The organism is Bacteroides sp. ZJ-18, assembly GCF_011038705.2.
Classification (GTDB): Bacteria; Bacteroidota; Bacteroidia; order Bacteroidales; family Bacteroidaceae; genus Bacteroides; species Bacteroides hominis.
This window is the reverse complement of sequence record NZ_CP072198.1, coordinates 2,458,087-2,479,389: the sequence shown is the minus strand read 5'-3', so window position 1 is coordinate 2,479,389 and position 21,303 is coordinate 2,458,087. Positions and strand designations below refer to the sequence as shown.

Annotated in this window: 18 protein-coding genes; 8 read left to right on the top strand and 10 right to left on the bottom strand. The window is 45.9% G+C overall.

Annotated features, from left to right (window positions below; translation table 11 throughout):
• The first annotated feature begins 56 nt into the window (after nt 1-56).
• Both G7Y45_RS09845 and G7Y45_RS09840 read left to right on the top strand, forming a co-directional pair.
• Nucleotides 57-956 (top strand): AraC family transcriptional regulator, encoded by a 900-nt coding sequence (locus G7Y45_RS09845; protein ID WP_005809437.1) that lies wholly within the window; start codon nt 57-59, stop codon nt 954-956.
• On the top strand, nt 953-1,864 hold the full coding sequence (locus G7Y45_RS09840; protein WP_032529881.1) for an AraC family transcriptional regulator: 912 nt from the start codon (nt 953-955) through the stop codon (nt 1,862-1,864). Before G7Y45_RS09845 ends, G7Y45_RS09840 begins: the two co-directional genes overlap by 4 nt.
• Nucleotides 1,865-2,031: 167 nt before the next feature.
• Here the strand turns inward: G7Y45_RS09840 and G7Y45_RS09835 are convergent, their stop codons facing one another.
• The 10 genes from G7Y45_RS09835 to G7Y45_RS09790 form a co-directional block, all read right to left on the bottom strand.
• Entirely contained in the window at nt 2,032-3,303 is a 1,272-nt protein-coding gene (locus tag G7Y45_RS09835) for an ABC transporter permease (RefSeq protein WP_032543262.1), read from the bottom strand.
• A gap of 5 nt (nt 3,304-3,308) precedes the next feature.
• On the bottom strand, nt 3,309-4,616 hold the full coding sequence (locus G7Y45_RS09830; protein WP_005809443.1) for an ABC transporter permease: 1,308 nt from the start codon (nt 4,614-4,616) through the stop codon (nt 3,309-3,311).
• A gap of 22 nt (nt 4,617-4,638) precedes the next feature.
• A complete protein-coding gene (locus tag G7Y45_RS09825; protein ID WP_005776269.1) occupies nt 4,639-5,928 on the bottom strand; it encodes an ABC transporter permease in 1,290 nt (429 codons plus the stop codon).
• A gap of 3 nt (nt 5,929-5,931) precedes the next feature.
• A complete protein-coding gene (locus G7Y45_RS09820; protein WP_165017615.1) occupies nt 5,932-7,239 on the bottom strand; it encodes an ABC transporter permease in 1,308 nt (435 codons plus the stop codon).
• Nucleotides 7,240-7,257: 18 nt separating this feature from the next.
• Nucleotides 7,258-8,565, bottom strand: coding sequence for an ABC transporter permease (locus tag G7Y45_RS09815; RefSeq protein ID WP_122142449.1), 1,308 nt, complete (start codon nt 8,563-8,565; stop codon nt 7,258-7,260).
• Nucleotides 8,566-8,571: 6 nt separating this feature from the next.
• Nucleotides 8,572-9,876 (bottom strand): ABC transporter permease, encoded by a 1,305-nt coding sequence (locus G7Y45_RS09810; RefSeq protein WP_022012343.1) that lies wholly within the window; start codon nt 9,874-9,876, stop codon nt 8,572-8,574.
• 21 nt (nt 9,877-9,897) lie between these two features.
• Nucleotides 9,898-11,166, bottom strand: coding sequence for an ABC transporter permease (locus G7Y45_RS09805; RefSeq protein ID WP_005776265.1), 1,269 nt, complete (start codon nt 11,164-11,166; stop codon nt 9,898-9,900).
• Nucleotides 11,167-11,187: 21 nt separating this feature from the next.
• Entirely contained in the window at nt 11,188-12,453 is a 1,266-nt protein-coding gene (locus G7Y45_RS09800; RefSeq protein WP_005819143.1) for an ABC transporter permease, read from the bottom strand.
• A 120-nt stretch (nt 12,454-12,573) separates the two neighbouring features.
• Entirely contained in the window at nt 12,574-13,821 is a 1,248-nt protein-coding gene (locus G7Y45_RS09795) for an efflux RND transporter periplasmic adaptor subunit (protein ID WP_005776262.1), read from the bottom strand.
• Nucleotides 13,822-14,119: 298 nt separating this feature from the next.
• Nucleotides 14,120-15,019 carry a glucosaminidase domain-containing protein gene (locus tag G7Y45_RS09790; RefSeq protein ID WP_005776261.1) on the bottom strand — a complete coding sequence of 300 codons (900 nt, stop codon included), beginning with the start codon at nt 15,017-15,019 and terminating at the stop codon, nt 14,120-14,122.
• Nucleotides 15,020-15,136: 117 nt separating this feature from the next.
• On the opposite strand from G7Y45_RS09790, the gene cdd reads away from it, so the two are divergent.
• The 6 genes from cdd to nudC all read left to right on the top strand — a co-directional run bounded on the left by cdd (nt 15,137) and on the right by nudC (nt 21,260).
• Entirely contained in the window at nt 15,137-15,619 is a 483-nt protein-coding gene (gene cdd, locus G7Y45_RS09785; RefSeq protein ID WP_032536883.1) for a cytidine deaminase, read from the top strand.
• A 2-nt stretch (nt 15,620-15,621) separates the two neighbouring features.
• Complete coding sequence (locus tag G7Y45_RS09780) at nt 15,622-16,461, top strand: AraC family transcriptional regulator (protein ID WP_005776259.1); 840 nt, start codon at nt 15,622-15,624, stop codon at nt 16,459-16,461.
• Between the two features lie 87 nt (nt 16,462-16,548).
• Nucleotides 16,549-17,151, top strand: a complete 603-nt coding sequence (locus G7Y45_RS09775; protein WP_005809464.1) for a DUF417 family protein — start codon at nt 16,549-16,551, stop codon at nt 17,149-17,151.
• A gap of 58 nt (nt 17,152-17,209) precedes the next feature.
• Nucleotides 17,210-18,586, top strand: coding sequence for an FAD-dependent oxidoreductase (locus G7Y45_RS09770; protein WP_005776257.1), 1,377 nt, complete (start codon nt 17,210-17,212; stop codon nt 18,584-18,586).
• A gap of 273 nt (nt 18,587-18,859) precedes the next feature.
• Complete coding sequence (locus G7Y45_RS09765) at nt 18,860-20,449, top strand: ABC-F family ATP-binding cassette domain-containing protein (RefSeq protein ID WP_032543264.1); 1,590 nt, start codon at nt 18,860-18,862, stop codon at nt 20,447-20,449.
• A gap of 31 nt (nt 20,450-20,480) precedes the next feature.
• Nucleotides 20,481-21,260 carry an NAD(+) diphosphatase gene (gene nudC / locus G7Y45_RS09760; RefSeq protein WP_122330306.1) on the top strand — a complete coding sequence of 260 codons (780 nt, stop codon included), beginning with the start codon at nt 20,481-20,483 and terminating at the stop codon, nt 21,258-21,260.
• Nucleotides 21,261-21,303 lie beyond the last annotated feature (43 nt).

Here is a 21,303-nt window from a genome sequence, read left to right as displayed (position 1 = left end):
ATACTACATATGATGAAAATCCCTACATTTGTCACAGATAAATAACAATATGCCCTATGGAAGAAGTAATTAAGCTCAATTCGGTAGACCAGTATAACCAGATGTACGGTCTCGAAACATTGCACCCTTTGGTGACAGTAGTCGACTTGTCGAAAGCCACGTTGTTTCCCACACACTTCACCCTCAATTACGGACTGTACGCTTTGTTTCTGAAACAAACAAAGTGCGGCGATCTACGCTACGGACGGCAGATGTATGACTATCAGGAAGGCACAGTAACAAGTTTTGCCCCCGGACAGGTAGTAGAGGTAAAGGTGACTGACGGGATACGTCCGAAGTCACACGGTATATTATTTCATCCCGACCTGATACGCGGCACATCTCTGGGACAGGAAATCAAACAGTATTCATTCTTTTCATACGCTTCAAATGAAGCCCTTCATCTTTCGGACGAAGAGAAAAAGATCTTTCAGGATTGCCTGGATAAAGTCCAGTTAGAATTATCACGTCCGATAGACAAGCACAGCAAACGCCTGATTTCAAGAAATATCGAATTATTATTGGACTATTGCATGCGTTTCTATGAACGGCAGTTCGTCACACGTTCAAAAGTGAACAAGGACGTACTGGTGAAGTTCGAAGAACTATTGGATCTCTACTTCCAAAGTGAGCAGTCGCAAACCGAAGGATTACCCACAGTGAAATATTTTGCAGATAAGGTAAACTTGTCTTCCAACTATTTCGGCGACCTGGTTAAAAAAGAAACGGGTAAGACTGCTCAGGAATACATCCAGGGTAAAATAATAAATGTAGCCAAAGAAAAGATATTGGCTTCAGAAAAAACAGTCAGTGAGATTGCATATGAACTGGGATTCCAATACCCACAACATTTCACACGCATATTTAAAAAGAATGTTGGCTGTACCCCGACAGAATACAGGATAATTCAAGTATGATGGCCTCTTCCGGTAAAGAAACATTAGATATCAAAACGGTGCATCAATGCAACCGCTGCCTGGGATGCAAGACGCTGCATCCACAGGCAAGCATTATCCGTCTGGACCATACGAATGTGGAACAGCACAGCATTAAATTCGATTTTTACACAATACTGTTGATGGAGAACGACATAGAGGATTGCTGTTGTTGCGGACGCAAAGCTTATGACTATTCCAATGCGACAATGGTTTTCCTCCCTCCGGAACAAACCTTCGACATCCACAAAAACAGAGTACTCCCACAGCAGGGATGGTTACTGGCTTTCCATCCCGATCTGCTTTATGGTACCACACTTGAAAAAAACATTCAAGAATATACTTTCTTTTTCTACCGGAAAGAAGAGGCTTTACATCTGTCCCAACGCGAAAAGGATAAGATTATAGAATGCCTACGGGAAATGGACGAGGAATTACATCACCCGATAGACCGCCATAGCCAAACACTGATTTCACGATACATCGAACTATTGTTGGATTATTGTACCCGGTTCTACGAACGGCAGTTTATCACCAGGGAGAACAAGAATAAAGTGCTGCTCGACAAAACGGACCGTTTATTGGATGATTATATTTATTCCGGTAAGCTAAAGTGGGAAGGTCCGCCTACCTCCGCATATTGTGCTGAAAATTTAAAGCTCTCCGTTGCCTATTTTAAAGATTTACTCACGTTTGAAACCGGTAAAACCTTACTGGAGTTCTTCCAGTTAAAAAGAATGGAAACCGCAAAGAGAATGCTACTTGATAAAGAGAATACAATCAAAGCAATAGCCGGTCAACTGGGATTTTCTAACACGCAGTTATTCTGCTTGTTTTTCAAGAAAATCACGGGAGTAACGCCCAACGAATACAGATATTCGCAGAACTGATATTTAAAAAAGTTATATACCGTCCAAAGTTTTTTGAAAATCATGTAAATGTGTCAAAACTCACCACAGAGAACACAGAGGAAAATTTAAGTCACTGCTGATCAATATAAATAATCTGTGTTACTTCATGTCTCCTCTGTGGTGGAGGTATTTGCCGACCAATCCGGTTACTCGTCCCGCAAAGCATCCGCAGGATTCATCCGTGCTGCTTTTGAAACCGGAATATAAGTTGCCACAAACGAAACTCCCAGAATCAGAACATACGAAATAACCGATACAATAAGGAAGTGCAACACCGGACGATTCTGTATATAATCCGGGTTCGGATTATCCGGCGGGAAAGCAAAGCCATTCAAATATACTATTTGAAGTTGTACCAATGCTCCTACTACAAATGCGATAGTCACCATCCACCAAGCTTCAAAAAGAAACTGCCGGATCAACCGGTGACGGTTAGACCCCATTGCCATATAGAGCCCTATTTCCTCCCGGCGGGCATTGCAACGCAGCCAAAAGGTACCCCCCATCCCCAAAAAGACACACAACAGAAAAAATAAAGCGAGAATGGTCTGCAACCGGATAGTCCCCGTAGTTCCCATATAATACTCAAAATTTTTACTTTCCGTCCTGAAATCCGTAAGCGATGCCAGATAATAGTTCCCGATCTGCATTCGGGGACGCATTTCACGTTTAAATGTCTCAGTGAAAACAGGTGAAGCGAGTCCATCACGCACCCGGAAACAAATCCGCACTCTGCCCGGAAGATGTTTCAATTCAGAAGTAGTCTTGAATATCAGAGGACCGGGTTGGTTATTACTTCTTATCTGTACGGGGTCGATTATAGCGGTCAACGGAAACTTACGGGTCGTATCTCCCCAATGCACCCATTTATTTTGCGGATATTTCTCGCCGAACAACTTCTCTGCGAGATCAGGAGTCAGGTAGATCCCCTGTTCTCCTTCCGCAAGTACCGGAGGAATTTGTCCTGTCCGTGCATCGTGTATACGAAAAACTCCAAAATAGTCGGTTCCGGAAAGGAAGGTCATCTGCTGTGAATATGCAAGGATCGTATCATTGAAAACCTGTCCTCCGTTCCAGCCCCCGCTTTGCGGATAAGAATTAAAAAGGCTGACAGTCACATTAGAAACACCCGGATAGCGGCGTATCTGATCTACGATGCGCATAAAGTCAATACGTTTCAGCGAATCGGAAGCCATCTCCGGTTTATATTTGGTATGGTTAGTTGAATATTCACCTATACTGAGCAGGTAAGTATCGGTAAGATCATAATGATCGGGCAATGCCTTATCGGATAATAATACGTACACAGGGTCGACTACTCCCCATAAAAAATAAGTCACAACCACCAGTTCTCCCAGAATCCATCCATTGGCAGCACGCTGGTTCCACAACTGGCGGAGTATCATCATCAGGTTCATATCTTTTATCTTTTTTCGTTAAGCGAATATACAATATCTTTCTTCAAAGCATGTAAAGCCGGAATCAGAGCCGACAATACATTCAGCACCAAGCTGACCATGAAGGTAATACCTATCACCACCGGATTCAGCAACATACCGGGAGTCAAGAAGCTATCGACTCCCTCGGGCATCACATCTACCGAGAAAGACAACAGGTCCGGAAGCCAGTTCCGACCACAATAGACAATCAGATACGAAAGTAACAAACCGAACAGACCTCCGATGCCAGTAAGAAACAGATTTTCCCAAAATACCTGCAACAGAAGCGAAGTTTTGGAAGCACCGAAAGCCTTACGTATGCCCAATTCGGAAAGCTGGCGCTTCATACGTGAAGCAATCATTCCTGCCAGATTCAGTGCCGGAACAAATAATAAAGCTAACAGGATAGTGCCATACACTCGTAACAGCTCTCCCCAGTCGGGTGCCGAATTAGAATATTCATAAAAAATACTTTTCCAGTAAGATACCGGTTGCCCATGTAAATCGACACTGTATTTTTTCTGAGAATAATTATATTTGCGGAACACGTCACGTACCTCTGTAATTACCTTATCTTTAGCATCGACAGAAGGAGCCAACATATAGACATTCAGATCACCTACCAACTCATAGCCACCCTTATTATCCTTTATAATATCGGAATCAACCGTCAGTGGTAACCAAATATCCGCATACGTAGCAGGGGTAATGAAGGAAACATCTTTTACAACTCCACATACTCTATATTCATCGGAATCAAGAACAAAAGTACGACCTACCGGTGGAGTCTCTCCAAAAAGCTGGCGAGCCATTGTACGCGAAATGACAGCTTTTCGTAATCCGGAATCAAAATCGGCCTGACTAAACGGCTTGCCGTCTACAAAGGCAAATTGAAACACCTTCCAGAACCCGGCATCTACCAGCTTCACCTGTACCTCTTTCAAATCTCCGTCACCAGGCAGTTCAAGTAATGATGTACTGCGCCCATCCATAGATGCCCCTACAGCCTCGGTACTCTTCAGCGGATAATAAAAACGCTTCACTGCCTGAAAGGATACGTGCGAACTGAACCAATTCTCCTGGTTTTTCTGCTCTACAACAGTCATTCCTTTACTGACCAGGATACGGTTCCGGTTCTCTTCGGGATAGACCGGAGCCATCTTGATGTAACAGATGATCACCAGGCTCATGGTCATGGCAATCCCCAGTCCTGTACCGAGTATGTACACACTGCTGAATAAAGGATTCTGTTTCAGGAGTTGCCAGGCCTGTTTGAAGTATAATACCATCATAGCAATTTATTTTATTTATTGGTTATTCGTCCCGCAAAGCATCCACCGGATTGATGCGGCTGAGTTTGTGTGCCGGCATCCAGATTCCGATAGAAACAACAATCAACAGCAAAAGGTATACAATCAGGGAAACAGCCGCAAAATGCAGACCGAAATGGTTAATCCAATAAACAGGCATCGTCTCTTCCGAACCGATACAGGTAGTATAGAGACCATCCTTCAACGCATATTGCAAATAGAGCAAGCAGCCTATCAACGTCCCCAATGTGGTCAGCACCCAACCTTCGTATAAAAGCAGGCGGGTGATATGTGAAGGATTACCGCCAAAAGAAAGCATGATGCCCACCTCTTCACGGCGCGAACGGGTCTGCATCCAGAAAGTTCCGGCCACTCCCAAACAAAGGTTCACTAAAAAGAATATACCTAAAGCCAGGTTCAGGCGATACTGGTTAGTGATACCTTCAGAAAACTCATGTTGATCCTGAATGCTGCTGAAGGGCCGTACAGACTTCACATAATAGTTGCCTACCGTCAGTCCTTTATCCATCCACTCACGGAAGTGATGCAGAAAAGCCTTCTCCGACAGATTGTCGTCTATACGAAAAGCGATTAACGGAAGATAATAGTACATATAATCAGGAAACTCTTCAAACACGCATAACTCTATGGGCATGGGTTGCATATAACTCCGGTAACGAAGAGGGGCGATCACTCCTCCCACCCGATAGTCTTCATCATCTCCATTTTCCCCCAAACGACGTCCGTAAAGCGGTTTTCCATCCTTCAGCCGATACGCTACGTCCGCAGTCAATACCGATTCGGTCCAACGGAAGTCACGGTTATCCAATTGTTCGGCCGTCATACCTTCGGCTCCCTCCATCCCCATGGTCCGGAAATAATCGGTGTGGGGCATGAAAGTAAGACGGAGAGTGCGGACCGGAATGGTATCGAACATCGTATTACCGTTACTCGTGGAATTCGATGAAGGATATTGGCCATTCAAGATGAAAGTAGTATACTTTACTCCTTCATAATGTTTCAACTTGTCGAGCAACCGCTCAAAATTGGCTTTACGCGCCAATGTATCATTCTCTTCGATATGGAATTGCTCCGATTCGGCAGGGAACGATGCCAACTGAAGCAAGAAAAGATGATCGGGACGATAGCCCTCCGGCAGATTCCGATCGTGTGTCAACACTACCAACGGATCGACAATCACCCACGTGACGATCGATACCAATATCAATTCGGCCAACAGCCATCCGTTTTTCCGACGACGGGCCCAGAGGTTCTTTATTATAAGTCGTATCATGATTTATTTCTTAGTGTTAAGTGAGTCAATAATATCGTTGTGCAACGAGCGCCATGTGGGCCACCAGGCAGAGAGCAGGTTCAGTATCAAACAAAAAGCAAATGTTACGCAAAACATTAAAGGACTGAACAGCATTTGCGGATTGATAGCCACATCGACTCCGTCGGACACAACTGTCGGATATTTGTCGAACAGGCTAAATACCCAATTACGCCCTAACACAAGCAGCCCCCATGAAACAATAAGTCCCATCAGCCCGCCGATGCAAGTAAGAAGCAGATTTTCCCATAACACTTGATTCAATAATTGTTTCCGATTGGCCCCGAACGCTTTTCGTATCCCCATTTCCGCCAGACGATCGTCCATGCGACTGGATATCATCCCACTCAAATTAATAGCAGGCACTAACAACAAAGCCAAAAGAGCTCCTCCATACAGTTTAATGACCGACATCCAATCAATCTCGTTCGTATTGCCCTCTCTGAACCAAGTCTGCCAATACGGATCCGGCTGATGAAAAATATCAACTGTATATTCTTTCTGGGAAATATTGTATTTATGCACCATTTCATTGATCTCCGCATACAGTTTCGGCATATCTTCTTTCTGGCGAACCTTAAAATAAACGACATAGGTACCGACTTTATGACTGCCATCATTGTTACTGTCATATCCCGGCAAGCAAGAATAGGGCATATAGATTTGCCCGTAAGATGCCGGCAACAGATAACTGCCCTCACGTACCACTCCGACGACTTTAGACTCTTTGAAATCCAGTTTAAACGTTTGCCCAACCACATCGGTCCTGCCAAAAATGCGGCGGGCCATCCGGTCAGAAAGTACTACATTACGGATTCCACTGGCTAAATCCGCCTCCGAAAAAGGCCTCCCGCCCAAAAATTCAAACTCAAATAACCGAAAAAAATTAGGATCGGTATACTTTACCAAAGCCGGTATCTGCTCACCTCCCCCGGCCGGTTGTATATAAGCCCCCTCCCGGTTCAGAAAGTGTTCGTTTACAGCGGTAACCAGCTCCGCTGATTTCAGTGGGTAGAACCACTCTTTCAGCATTTCATAAGAACAGAGATATGAATTTCCGCCTCCTTTCACATGCATGGCACTCACCCCTTTCATCCGCATCGTCACCGAACGGTTCACTTCCGGATAAATAGGAGCTATTTTAATATAATACACAATGGCAATAATCATCGTCATGGCAATGGCAAGCCCCGTACCCAGTACATACAGACTGCTGAACAACTTGTTCTGACGGATCAACATCCACGATTGTTTTAAATAAAGTTTTATCATAGTATGTAATTTTAATAGTTATTCATCACGCAAAGCATCTACCGGATTGATGCGGCTAATCTTCCGGGCAGGTATCCAAATGCCGACTGAAACGACAATCAGCAACAAGATGTACACCATCAGGGAAGTTGCCAGAAAGTGCCAACCGAAATGATTGATCCAATAAGCAGGCGAAGCCACTTCGGGTGACCATGATCCCCAATTTGTGGAGTATAGTCCTTCTTTCAAGGCATATTGCAAATAAACAAGGCATCCCAACAGCGTTCCGATTGTTGTCAGTACCCATCCTTCACCCAGCAGCATCCGAACAATGTTTTGCGGCCGGGCTCCGAATGAAAGCATAATGCCGACTTCCTCCCGCCGTGTACGGGTTTGCAGCCAGAACGTTCCGGCCACCCCCAGACAGAGATTGATCAGAAAGAACAAGCCCAAAGTTATATTTTTACGGTATGTATCGGTAGTACCGGCACTGAACTCCGACTGTTTACGCAAATCGGTATACGACTGCACCGAATTCACATATATATTTCCGGCTTTCAACTCCTTCCCCGTCCAAGGGATGAAGTGATGCAAAAACACCTCTTCGGAAAGACGATCTCCGATTCGGAAAACAATCTGGGGTAAATCCGAATAATACCGTTCGGGCATAACCGACAGGGGATTCAGACGGACCGGCTGAGGTTGCATATAGCTTCGATAGCGAAAAGGTTTTATCACACCCGCCACCCGATATTCGGCAGTGCTGTCGTTGTTCCATGTCGTCCGCCCGGTGAGAGGACTCTCCGGATGCAAAAAGAACTCCGACGTATTGGCTGTCAGCACATATTCATCTTTATCAAAGATACGTTCGTCCAGTTCTTCGGCCGTCATCCCCTCAGCTCCTTCAAACCCCATGGTCCGGAAGAAGTCCGAACGGTTCAGGAAAGAGATCTGCCATGCCGGCATATAGGTAGAATCTCCCTTAAACGTCTGGGGAGAAGTGGTACTGCTACCGGAATAAGGCATTATACGATTGAAAAAGAACGTAGCAGACTCCACACCTTCATAATTCTTCACCTGTTGAAAAATGCGGCCCAGGTTTTCCCTGCGGGACAGGCTGTCGTCTTCTTCGGGACGAAACTTCCCGGATTTCTCCGGCAAAGTCGCCAGTTCAAGAACAAACAAATGATCGGAACGAAAGCCCTCAGGTAATGTACGGTCATGGGTAAGCACGACCAAAGGGTCCGCTATTTTCCAAGAGACAATACAAACCAATACAATCTCGGCCAATAGCCACAGGTTGCGACTGCGGCGCGCCCACAAGTTTTTCAGTATTAATTGATTCATGGCTATTTATATCTTTTCGTTGATGGAATATATGATGTTTTTACGCAGTGAATACCATGCGGGACAAAAAGCCGAAAGCAGGTTGAGCAATACACACGTACCGAACGCAAGGACAAACACAAACGGACTGAACAACATATCCGGACTTAGATTAACCTCCACTCCTTCGGGGATGGGTACCGGCCACGAATTGAACAAACCGAAAATCCAATTACGCCCCAACACCAGACCTCCCCATGACAACAGCAGACCGATAAAACCGCCTACACAGGTGAGCGCCAGATTCTCCCAAAGCACCTGTCCTAACAATACCGAACGATTGGCTCCGAAGGCTTTGCGTATCCCCATCTCGGAAAGACGTTGTTCCATCCGGCTGGAAATCATCCCGCCCAGGTTGATGGCCGGAACAAACAGGAAAGCAAGCAACAGCCAACCATGTATTTTGAATACGTTCGCCCAGTCAATCTCCGAATACCCCATTTGTTTAAGAGGATACTGCCAATAAGGAAGAGGCTGATTGTTCAAGTCTATTTCCAGATCGGGCTGAGAGTGGTTGAATTTATGAACCAACTCCTGTATTTCAGCACGTAGCTTCGGGGCATCATCCGCCCCAGGCAGTTTGATAAACACCTGATAAGGACCTACCATATTGGCCATTTTATCCCCCCGATCATAACCGGTTATACAAGTATAGGGCATATACACGTCGGCATAAGAGTCGCTGAGCATATAACTGCCGCTACGCACCACGCCCACTACCCGATAGTCTTCAAAATTCAGCGAGAACGTACGTCCCACCACTTCTGTGTCACCCAATATCCTGCGGGCACCACTCTCCGAAAGCACTACATTGTGGATTCCGCTTTCAAAATCGGCCTGTGAGAAAGCCTGTCCGCCCAGGAATTCAAACGGGAACACCCGGAAGAATGCAGGATCGGTCTGTTTCACCATTACGGGAATTACATTCCCACCATCTTCGGGCTGTACATAATTTCCCAATAACATACGTCCCAAAACGGCCGTCACTTCTTCCGCGTTTTTCAACGGATAGATCCATTCTTTCAGCATATGATAAGAACAGGAGGACTTGGTCATAGAATGTTGCTCGGTGTTTTTTACGGCTACCGACGTCAACACCATCGTCTGAGACCGGTTCGTTTCGGGATAGATAGGGGCGATCTTTACATAATACACAATGACAATAATCATTGTCATGGCAATGGCCAGCCCTGTGCCCAGCACATAGAGACTGCTGAACAGTTTATTCTGGCGGATCAACGCCCACGATTGTTTGAAATAGAGTTTTATCATGTCTGTTCGGTACTAAATTTATTATTCATAATGCAGCGCTTCCGCCGGCTGCAACTTCATGGCCCGACGGGCAGGCAACCACGTGCCCAACGCAATGATCAGCCCCATCAGCAACAGTACCCCACCAAAACCGACAGCAAAACGCCACCAGGAGAAAGGAAGATTGTACAAATCGGGAATTTCCATGTGTATCATATTGAACATAACAAACAGCACCAGCGGAGTTACGGTGGTCAGCAATAACCACCCCTCGGCAGTGAAGAACCATCCTACCCGCCTGCGTGTACTGCCCAGTGCCATCCGCAGACCGGTTTCACTACGCCGTTGCTCGATGCGTAGCCAAAAAGTTCCCGTAATGCCGAAAAGCACGTTCAGCAAGATGAAAACGGACAACAGAAGGTTAATGCTGATTTTCCGCCATTCAGACCGCAATCGTTCACTGCGTTGTTGCTTCATATCCTTCATGCTGGCAACGTAGAGATTATTCTCCGTCAACTGGCTCTTCATCCGGTTTAGGAAAGTCCCCATCTGTTCCGGAGTCAAATCTTCTTTCATCCGCACGGTTATCTCCATATTAGCTACCCCGGAAGCATTCACCTGACGTTCCAGTTCTTTCGGTCTCATAGTAAAGAAAAGTTCGGGCTCCGGCTTCACAAACTCGGTCATACGAACCGGGACGGTCACTGCCGCAATGCGTATCTCCCGCATACTACTGCCGGGATAACATACTTTCTGTCCTACTGCCGACTCCTCACCGAAGAAATCTTTTTCCAGATCCGGAGTAATAAAATATTCCAACTGTTTTTTGTTCAATAATTCACTCAGAAGCTGCCCCTCGCGGCTCCGGATACGAAATACATCATAAAATTCGGGAGAAACGGTATATTGGTGATAGGATTGCTCTTTGAACTTACCGCTATCGGCCGTACAAGGCATGATCTGTGTCCATGAATTACCTCCGGAATAGGGTGAGGAATAGAAAGCAACACAAGCATTATCCACTTCCGGGGCACGACGCAGGCGTTCAAGGATCCGGGCCAATGCTTCGCCTTCGGTAGGAGCCTGAGTAGTGTCGCTGACATACTCGGCGGCATCTTCGGGATAAACATCAAACGAAAGCCGCCAGCAATTCGTGATATCATAGCCCAACGGACGGGAATAGGAATAGAACTGTACCACAAACATATCTACCAGATACCACAGCGCAACGAATACGACCAGAAGTTCCATCCATATCCAACCGTTAGAGCGGCGTTGGTTCCATATTATCTTAAATATTTGCTTTATCATAACGGGTCTTTGTTTTTAAAATTATTCCATATCATGCAACGCCTCTGTAATAGGCATCCGTGAGGCCCGCCAGGCGGGGATCGCGGCACTCAGCAAATTCAGTAACAGCGTGAAAAAGAAAGCCGCAACAAAAGTGAAGGGCTGTATCAGCATATCGTGTGTCAGAGCAATAGTTCCCGAAAAGAAAAACGACCTGCAAAGAGATAACAAGGCGTATGACAACACCAGTCCGATCAGCCCACCTATGCAGGAGATCAACAGGTTCTCGGTCATCACTTGCTCTACCAGCGAAAACGAACGAGCACCGAACGCTTTACGAACCCCAATCTCACTGCGACGTTTGCGAAACTGTGTCAGCGTTATACCTATTATATTCAAGGCAGGCAGGAGCAAAAGGAAAAGAACCGTCGCACCGGTAGTTTTAAACCATTCGCCCACTGTACCCCGATCGAAACCATTTGTACCCAGCACGGCCTGCCACTGGGTATAGGGAGAATACATATAGTCAAGTTTTGTGTTGGTAAGCGAAGCATTGAAAGCCGCCTGCAACTTCAGCATCTCTTTGCGGATCGGTTCGAAATCGGATGAAGAACGTGCCAGGATGCAGGAGGTAAACTCCCCCGTAGTTCCTTCGCAATAGTTAACATTTTCCTTTAATAAGGAGGAGTTGACCGTATAGGGCACCCATACATCTCCATAGGCGTTTTCGGCAGCTTGACTCACCTCTTTCACCACACCGCATATCTGATAATCGGCATAATTCATGCGTAAAGTCTGCCCTGTTGCTTCAACCGTACCAAATAACTTACGTGCCAGTTTATCAGAAATAACCGCTTGCCGTATACCCGATTCCCAATCGGCATGTGTAAAGGGGACACCGGAAAGAAAGGTGAAATCGAATACTTTCCAGAAGCCGTCATCGGTAAACTTAATCGTATATTTATCATAAAACTGCTGTCCGCGTATATTGACCGGAAGTTGTCTGTCGGTAAAAGCAGTCACTGCCTCGGGCGTCTGCAAAGGATAAAGACATTCGCGTACTACCTTGTGACTCATACCCCCATTATTGATGGGATTCCCGTCACTCCCGCATGCTTGCAGACTGTTGACAAAAAGGATGCGGTATCGGTTAGACTCCGGCGCATACGCAGAGAAATTTACTTGATAGACGAGGTAAACAAGCATCACTGCTGCCACCGACAAAGCGGTACCCGCTACAGAGATTCCATTTACGAAACGGTTCTCTTTCAGCAAATTATAAGATTGTTTGAGATAAATTGTTATCATAGTTTCACATCTTAAAAGGCACACAATCCACCTTTTAAACCAAAATTCCGTTGACTTAAAACCAACAAGCCTTTGGTTTAAACCCTAAGGTGCCTTGATTTAAAAAGTTTTTTCGGCGTATTATTTCACTTTGAGTTTGTTCTTATTTTTGTAGTTGGTCATGTCGCTGACCACCACCTTGTCTCCCGGATTGAGTCCGCTCACCACTTCTACAAACTCAAAGTTCGAATCGCCCAGCTGAACTTTCCGTTTTACGATTTCATCGTCCGAAGTCATCACGAACAGATCGTATTCGCCGCGGCCTACATAATAAGAGGCATTGGCTATACGCAACACATCTTCTTTCACGGCATTCATCACATATACATCGGTCTTGAGTCCCGAACGCAACCGCTTGTTATTATCTTCTTTCAGTTGCACGGAGAAAGAGATAACTCCGTTCTTTGAAAGCGGAGTGACACTGCTTACGGTCCCCTCGAGTTTCTCACTGCCCACTTTCACGATAGCCTTTCCGCCCGCTGCCACACGGTCGCCATAAGTATCGGCAATCTCGCCATCCACTTTGAAATGACTCAGATCCGAAATGATAGCCACCTGCCCTCCTTGAGGAATCTGCGCACCGATCTGGTTGTTGATATAAGTAAGGATGGCTTTGCGCGGCGAACGTATCTGTGCATCGTCCAACGTACGCTTCATTTCGGCAAGTCCCTTACGGAACATGTTGAGGTCGAGTTCAAGCACTTTCAGGTCGGCGGCTGCTACCTGTTTCTCGTTGGCATATTGTTGTTTGAGTTGTTCCAATTCGAGGCGGGACGTATTGTAGCTCAATTCGGCCTGGCGTACCTTATCGGTCGTACCGGCTCCAAGACTGTCGAGGTATTGTTCGTTGCGAAGCTCCACCTTCATCCGCGCCAGTTTCATTTCCGACACTTTGATCTGCATGGCCATATCGCTCAATTTGGTCTGGCTGTTCACCTGCGCCTGATCGAGCTTATAACGTTTCATTTGCTCTTCATCCAGTAGTTTTTTATAGTCGGTTTCCGTACTTTGTAAGTCGAGTTTCAGGATGGGAGTACCTACATCTACACTGTCACCGCCCTTTCTATATACTTCCACGATGCGGGTGTTGATCGGTGAATTGATGATCTCTTCAAAAGCCGGAACCACTTTGCCCGAAGCACTGACACTGACCTCGATCGTCCCCTTGTCAACGGTAGACAACACGAGATCCTTCTTCTGTACTCCCGTACGCAACAACGAAATCAGTAAGCTAATGCCTACTATCCCGATAATACCGATGGCCGAAAAACGAATAATCTTTTTATTACGCTCTTTATTGCGCACCTCTTTTGGAATTTCTCTGTCCATATATAGTCAATTATAGATTTACAAATATTCTTTGTATTTCTATGATCAAACCTTATGCCAAAAAAGGAAAGTACTGTGTTTCAGCAGGAAGAAGAGAAACAAGGTGTCCGATAATGAACACCCTGTACAGTTTCGTAACAAAACGTAACTGTGTTCTCTGCGGTGAAAAACACACGTTTGGGTGTAGCCATCCGGCAGAAAGGGTGTAGCCCTAATAGCAAAAGGGTGTAGCCATACTTTATGCATGGCTACACCCTTTTGCTATTAATACATTTCTTATATACCGCAGCGGCAAAGTCTACCTCAGCCTCAACCTGTCTCCCACTTCGGGAACATAATCCCCGTCCTTACGGTTCATCTTATACAGGTTCTTCAACCGGATGGCATATTTCTGAGAAATGGTATGCATGGAGTCTCCGTCTTTGACGATATAAACCGTATAAGGTTTCGACGCTCTCTTTTTCTTCTCTTTCAGATAAATGATATCACCATCCATCAAGGTATAATCACGTTGCAAGTCGTTATACTTCACCAACTTCTTCCAACGGATATCGAACTCTTTACCCAATGACTTAAACGTATCTCCGTCACGGGCTACAATATAAGCGATACCGTTTGCTATGTAGACCTGATGCGGATTGAGTACCGTCGGTTCACTCTTTGACGAACTCCATCCTCCCTTACGGTCATATTTATAAAGGTCGTAGTCTTCAATAATCGTAATCAGACGGTTGGCATACGAAGGATCGGTGGCATATCCCGCCTTTTTCAACCCACGGGCCCAGCCTTTATAATCCGTTATCTTCAGTTTAAACAAGAAAGCATAGCGGGCACCGCGTTTCAGAAATGCCGAATGGTCCTCGTACGAATCACGGGGATTGCGATAAGCACGGAAGCATTCGTTACGGGCATCGTCGTCATGGCGTACGGTACGTCCATTCCAGCTACTACCGCATTTGATGCCGAAGTGGTTATTACTTTTACGCGCCAGCGTGCTCATACCGGCACCACTTTCAAGCAGCCCCTGCGCCAATGTGATACTGGCGGGTATCTTGTGCTCCTTCATTTGCTCTACAGCCAGGGCACTATACTTATTTATATAATCTACGTAACGGGAATTCCTGCGCTGCGCCTGGGCACCGACAGAAAAAGCAAGAACTGTAACTACGGCAATCAGCCTGAGAAGTTTGCTATTCATCTATATAATTTGTGTATGTTAGGTTATGCGGCACAAAAATCATAAAAATAATTGGGATTATCAATCTCTTTTCTAACTTTGTAACATGATTTGTAGAACTATAAACCACCTACCCACATGAAAGACCTGACTATTACCTCTGTAATTAAAGTATATGAATATGACGAACTCAATGACGCAGACCGTGCCTTATTGGATGATGCCATCGAGGCAACCCAGCGTAGCTATGCACCTTACTCGCACTTCTCGGTAGGAGCGGCAGCACTGCTGGCCAACGGAGTGATAGTGACAGGAACCAATCAGGAAAACGCAGCCTACCCGTCCGGACTTTGCGCCGAACGAACTACGTTGTTCTATGCCAATTCGCAGTATCCGGACCAGGCAGTGAAGACTCTTGCCATCGCCGCACGTACGGAAAAAGACTTTATCGACACTCCGATTCCTCCTTGCGGCGCCTGTCGCCAGGTGATTCTGGAAACGGAAAAAAGATATAAACAACCCATACGTATATTGCTTTACGGCAAAAAGTGTATTTACGAAATACAGAGTGTGGGACATTTATTACCCCTGTCATTTGACGCATCAGCCATGGAGGATTGATTATGATAAGAACTTACCAGACAAAACTGAAAGGTATGCTTGCATTGACCACAAGCTATCATACCGAAAAGAACTTGCAGAAAGAAAAGAGTTTGTATAAATTCATATGGGTACGCCAAGGAAGCATTACCCTGGAGATAGACCATCAGGAAGTGACACTGGCCGAAAACGAAGTGATCTCCCTCTCCAATCTCCAGCATCTGGAGTTCCTGTCCATCGATGGAGAGTATCTGACGGTGCTGTTCAACAGCAACTTCTATTGTATTTACGGCAACGACCATGAAGTGTCGTGCAGTGGATTTCTGTTCAACGGTTCTTCGCACGTGGTGAGATTTATGCTCAACGAATCGGAACGGCGGTCGATGGAAGATGTAGTGGGTTTGCTGGACCGCGAGTTCACCGTATCGGACAATCTACAGGAAGAGATGCTCCGCATCCTGCTTAAACGTTTCATCATTCAGAGTACACGCATCGCCCGGCAAAGACTGAATATCACCCAGGAGAAGGAGTACAGCTTCGAGATTATCCGCCAATACTATAATCTGGTAGACGAACACTTCCGGACTAAAAAGCAAGTGCAGGATTATGCCGACATGCTGCATAAATCACCCAAAACACTCTCGAACATCTTTTCTTCCTGTAAACTGCCTTCGCCCCTGCGCGTCATCCATGAACGGGTGGAAGCAGAAGCCAAACGACTCCTTTTATACAGTAACAAAAGTTCGAAAGAGATTGCTGATATTCTGGGATTTGAGGACCAGTCCTCTTTCAGCCGTTTCTTCAAAAACATGACCGGAGAAAGCCCTGTGCAATACCGAAATTCGGTAGAAGGGAAGAATTGACAATTCATCCGGCGATATTGCTATTTCCCGCCGATGGGAAAAACCGGATCTTTGCATCAGAAAGTTAAACCCATAAAAAGAAATAGCATGAAAGAGAAATTTATCACTCTGCTCACAGTAGCATCCGGTCTGAAAGGTTTCGGACTGAAATTTATCCGCGTAGCCATCCTCGTTGTTTTCGTTTGGATCGGAGGACTGAAGTATTTTCATTACGAGGCCGACGGCATTGTACCATTTGTAGCTAACAGTCCGTTTATGAGTTTCTTCTACGCCAAAGATGCCCCCGAATATAAGGAACACAAAAATCCGGAAGGTGCTTATGTTCCGGCCAACCGCGAATGGCACGAAGCGAACAGAACCTACACGTTCTCTTATGGACTGGGAGCTTTGATTATGTCCATCGGTATCCTGGTATTCTTAGGCATCTTCTTCCCCAAAGTGGCGCTTATCGGCGACACACTGGCCATCATCATGACACTCGGTACACTCTCCTTCCTGGTGACCACTCCCGAAGTCTGGGTTCCGAACTTGGGAAGCGGAGAATATGGCTTCCCGCTCCTATCCGGTGCCGGACGTCTGGTAATTAAAGATATCGTAATTCTGGCAAGTGCCGTTACCCTGCTTTCCGATTCATCGCAGCGTGTACTGAACTCCCTCAAAAAAGCCGACTGGGAAAAACGGAACAAATAAGGGTTACGGAATGTTATAAACTGACATTAAAGATACATCCTTCTAAAGTATAAGAATTATGAAACAATATGATGCCATTATTATCGGTTTCGGCAAGGGCGGCAAGACGCTGACCGCCGAATTAGCCAAACGCGGCTGGAAAGTCGCACTGATTGAACGCTCTGCCATGATGTACGGAGGTACTTGCCCCAATATAGCCTGTGTGCCTACCAAACGCCTTATCCACGAAGCTGAAAAGGTGAGTTGGCTCTACCCAACCAGTTACGAAAAGCAGGCCGAAGCTTATAAAGCCGCCATCGCACGGAAAAACGAAATGACAGCAGCTTCAAGGGCTAATATGTTCGACAAACTGAGCAGTCTCCCCAATGTAACCATTTACACCGGAATGGCATCGTTCGTTTCAAAAGATGTGGTGAAAGTAACCCTTCCCGACGAAGTGATCGAACTTCAGGGAAAAAAGATTTTCATCAATACCGGATCAACCAGCATTATACCGGCAATAGACGGGCTGAAAGACAGCAAACGGGTATATACCAGCACATCATTGATGGAACTGGATGTATTGCCCCGACATCTGATTATCGTGGGCGGAGGTTATATCGGACTGGAGTTTGCTTCCATGTATGCAAGCTTCGGAAGCAAAGTGACCGTACTCGAAGGAGGTGACAAATTTATTGCCCGCGAAGACCGCGATATAGCAAACGCTGTAAAAGAGGCACTCGAAAAGAAAGGAATAGAAATCCGCCTCAACGCCCGTGCACAATCCATCCGCGATACAACGGACGGCGTAATCCTGACTTATACGGATACCGCCGGCGGTACATCTTCTGACATAGAAGGTGATGCCATCCTGGTAGCTACGGGACGCAAGCCAATGATTGAGGGACTGAATCTTCAGGCAGCCGGAGTAGAAGTGGATAGCCACGGGGCTATTGTTGTAAACGGTTATCTGCATACCACCTCCCCAAACATTTGGGCAATGGGTGATGTAAAAGGCGGGCTGCAGTTTACTTATATTTCACTGGACGATTACCGGATTATCCGGGACGACCTTTTCGGAAATAAAGAACGTACGGCCGACGACCGTAACCCGGTGGCATACTCGGTATTTATAGATCCGCCGCTTTCACATGTCGGGCTGACCGAAGAAGAAGCCATCAGACGGGGATATTCCTTCAAAGTATCACGTCTCCCGGCCTCAGCACTACCACGTGCACGTACTTTACAACAGACTGACGGTATACTGAAAGCCATCATCGACAGCCATTCGGGACGCATCATGGGCTGCACGCTGTTCTGTGCCGAATCTTCCGAAGTCATTAACATAGTAAACATGGCAATGAAGACCGGACAACATTATACCTTCCTTCGCGATTTCATCTTTACACATCCAAGTATGGGCGAAGGACTGAATGAATTGTTTTCAATAGATTAGTTTAACAAGAAGAGGGGAGAAGTTTCAGATTTCTCCCCTCTCTTTTTGTAATTGCCGGAATATCTTCTATCTTTGCAGTCTAATTTCATATGTATACCCATGAGAATATCTAAGTAAGACAACACTTTCCGGTAAACATCACTTTTCACATATGCTTCTTTTCATGTATTGTTAAGCATCACGAATCCGTGTTGTTTAACCCCTATTGTGTTTGTCTCTCCCCTACCCGCTATCATCAACAGCAAGTATTTACTTTCAAACCAATAGACAAGTATGTGTATCCAAGTACAACAAATCACCTATATCCATCCCGATAAGGAAGTTCTTTTCCAAAATCTCAGTTTCTCTGTCAGCAAAGGACAGCAATTGGCTCTGATCGGCAATAATGGTTGTGGCAAGTCAACATTGCTGCAAATCATATCCGGACAACTGCAACCGTGTTCGGGAACAGTACTCCGTCCATTCGCTCTTTATTATGTGCCCCAGCACTTCGGACAATATGATAAAATGAGCATTGCCGAAGCCCTCGGGATAGACGGAAAACGAAAAGCCCTCCATGCCATTTTGGATGGAGATACTTCCATCGTCAACTTCAATATCCTCGATGACGACTGGAACATCGAAGAAAAAGCCACAGCAGCTCTCAATGGATGGGGGCTCGGAACAATGTCTCTTGACCAGCCCATGCATACACTGAGTGGTGGAGAAAAGACACGCGTATTCCTGGCAGGCATCGAACTGCAGGAAACTTCCGTGATATTGATGGATGAACCTACCAATCACCTCGACAGCCAAGGACGCAACAAACTGTATGAATGGGTGAAGAAATGCCGTTCTACGCTGATTGTAGTCAGCCACGACCGCACTCTGCTCAATCTGCTTCCCGAAACCTGCGAACTGAGCCGTAGCGCACTTGTGTTTTACGGAGGGAACTATGAATTCTACAAACAGCAGAAAGAGCTTCTGCTAAGTGCTTTGCAACAACAACTGAATGAAAAGGAGAAAGAACTCCGGCAAGTACGGAAGCTTGCACGTGAGGTTGCCGAGCGGAAAGACAAGCAGAATGTACGGAGCGAAAAAGCGGCTCCTCAAAAAGGCATTTCCCGTATGGCCATCAATACCCTGAAAGACCGGGCAGAAAAAAGTACCACCAAACTGGCGGACATCCACCGGGACAAATCGGAAAAACTTGTCGCCGAACGAAGTCAGATACGCAACAGGTTGGGCGAAGTGTCACTGCTTAAAACCGATTTCAATGCTTCTGCTTTACATCCGGGAAAAATATTACTGACTGCCCGTGATATAAACTTCACTTATGAAGATTCGTTTTTATGGAAGGTTCCCCTAAATTTCCAACTGAAAAGCGGCGACCGGATACGTATCGAAGGAGACAACGGGAGTGGTAAAACCACCCTATTGAAACTGGTCACCGGAGAACTATTGCCTGCTTCGGGTACACTGGAGCGCACCGGGTTCAGTTACGTCTATCTCAATCAGGAGTATTCCATCATTTCCGACGGGCTGACAGTGCTCCAGCAAGCAGAGTCATTCAACCTCCGGAACCTGCCGGAACACGAAATAAAGATCATATTGAATCGCTTTCTCTTCCCGGTGGCAAGTTGGGACAAACCTTGCAAACAGCTTAGTGGAGGTGAAAAAATGCGGCTCGCTTTCTGTTGCCTGATGATCAGCAATAACACTCCTGACCTCTTTATCCTGGATGAACCCACCAATAATCTGGACATACACAGCATCGAAATCATCACCGCCACCATCCGGAATTATACGGGTAGTGTACTGTTGGTATCACATGATGAATATTTTATAAAGGAGACCGGCATGAAAGAGAGTATCTTTTTATAATTTTGCACCGGTTAAAAAAGAATTATCCAAAATGACACATACAAAAAACAACCGATGGTTCATCTTCTACCAAGATCAGTTATTACTGGAAAAGACAAACAACGCTTTCTCCATCCCTTCAGGAGAAAGCGCCCCCATCGCCATACCGGAAGGAACAACCGTACACACCCTAACTACGCCCGATGGCATATCCGGCAAAAGTTTCTACATAGATTCTCCGATCACAGAAACACCGGAATATGTACAAATGGGGTTGCGCGCTTCTTATGATTACCTGCCGCTCGAACACTATCAAGCAGCAGGTAAAGCTCACGAAATCCTGTACTGGGACCGTAGCAACCGCTTTTGCCCCACATGTGGAACTCCACTGGTACAGAAAGAGCCTATTATGAAAAAGTGTCCGGATTGCGGTAAAGAAGTCTATCCCGCCATTTCAACGGCAATTCTGGTATTGGTACGCAAAGAGGATTCTTTGTTACTGGTACATGCCCGCAACTTTAAAGGTACATTCAATAGCTTGGTGGCCGGCTTCCTTGAAACCGGAGAAACCTTGGAGGAATGTGTGGAAAGGGAAGTTAAAGAAGAAACCGGACTGGATGTGAAGAACATTCAGTATTTTGGAAATCAGCCCTGGCCCTATCCGAGCGGACTCATGGTAGGTTTTATTGCCGATTATGCCGGGGGCAGCATTCGCTTGCAGGATGACGAACTCAGTTCCGGGAATTTCTATACAAAAAATAATCTGCCGGAACTTCCGCGGAAGCTAAGTCTGGCACGTAAGATGATTGACTGGTGGATAGCACAACAGTGAAAAAAAGACAAGCTACGAAAGGTACACCCACCACAAACGAACA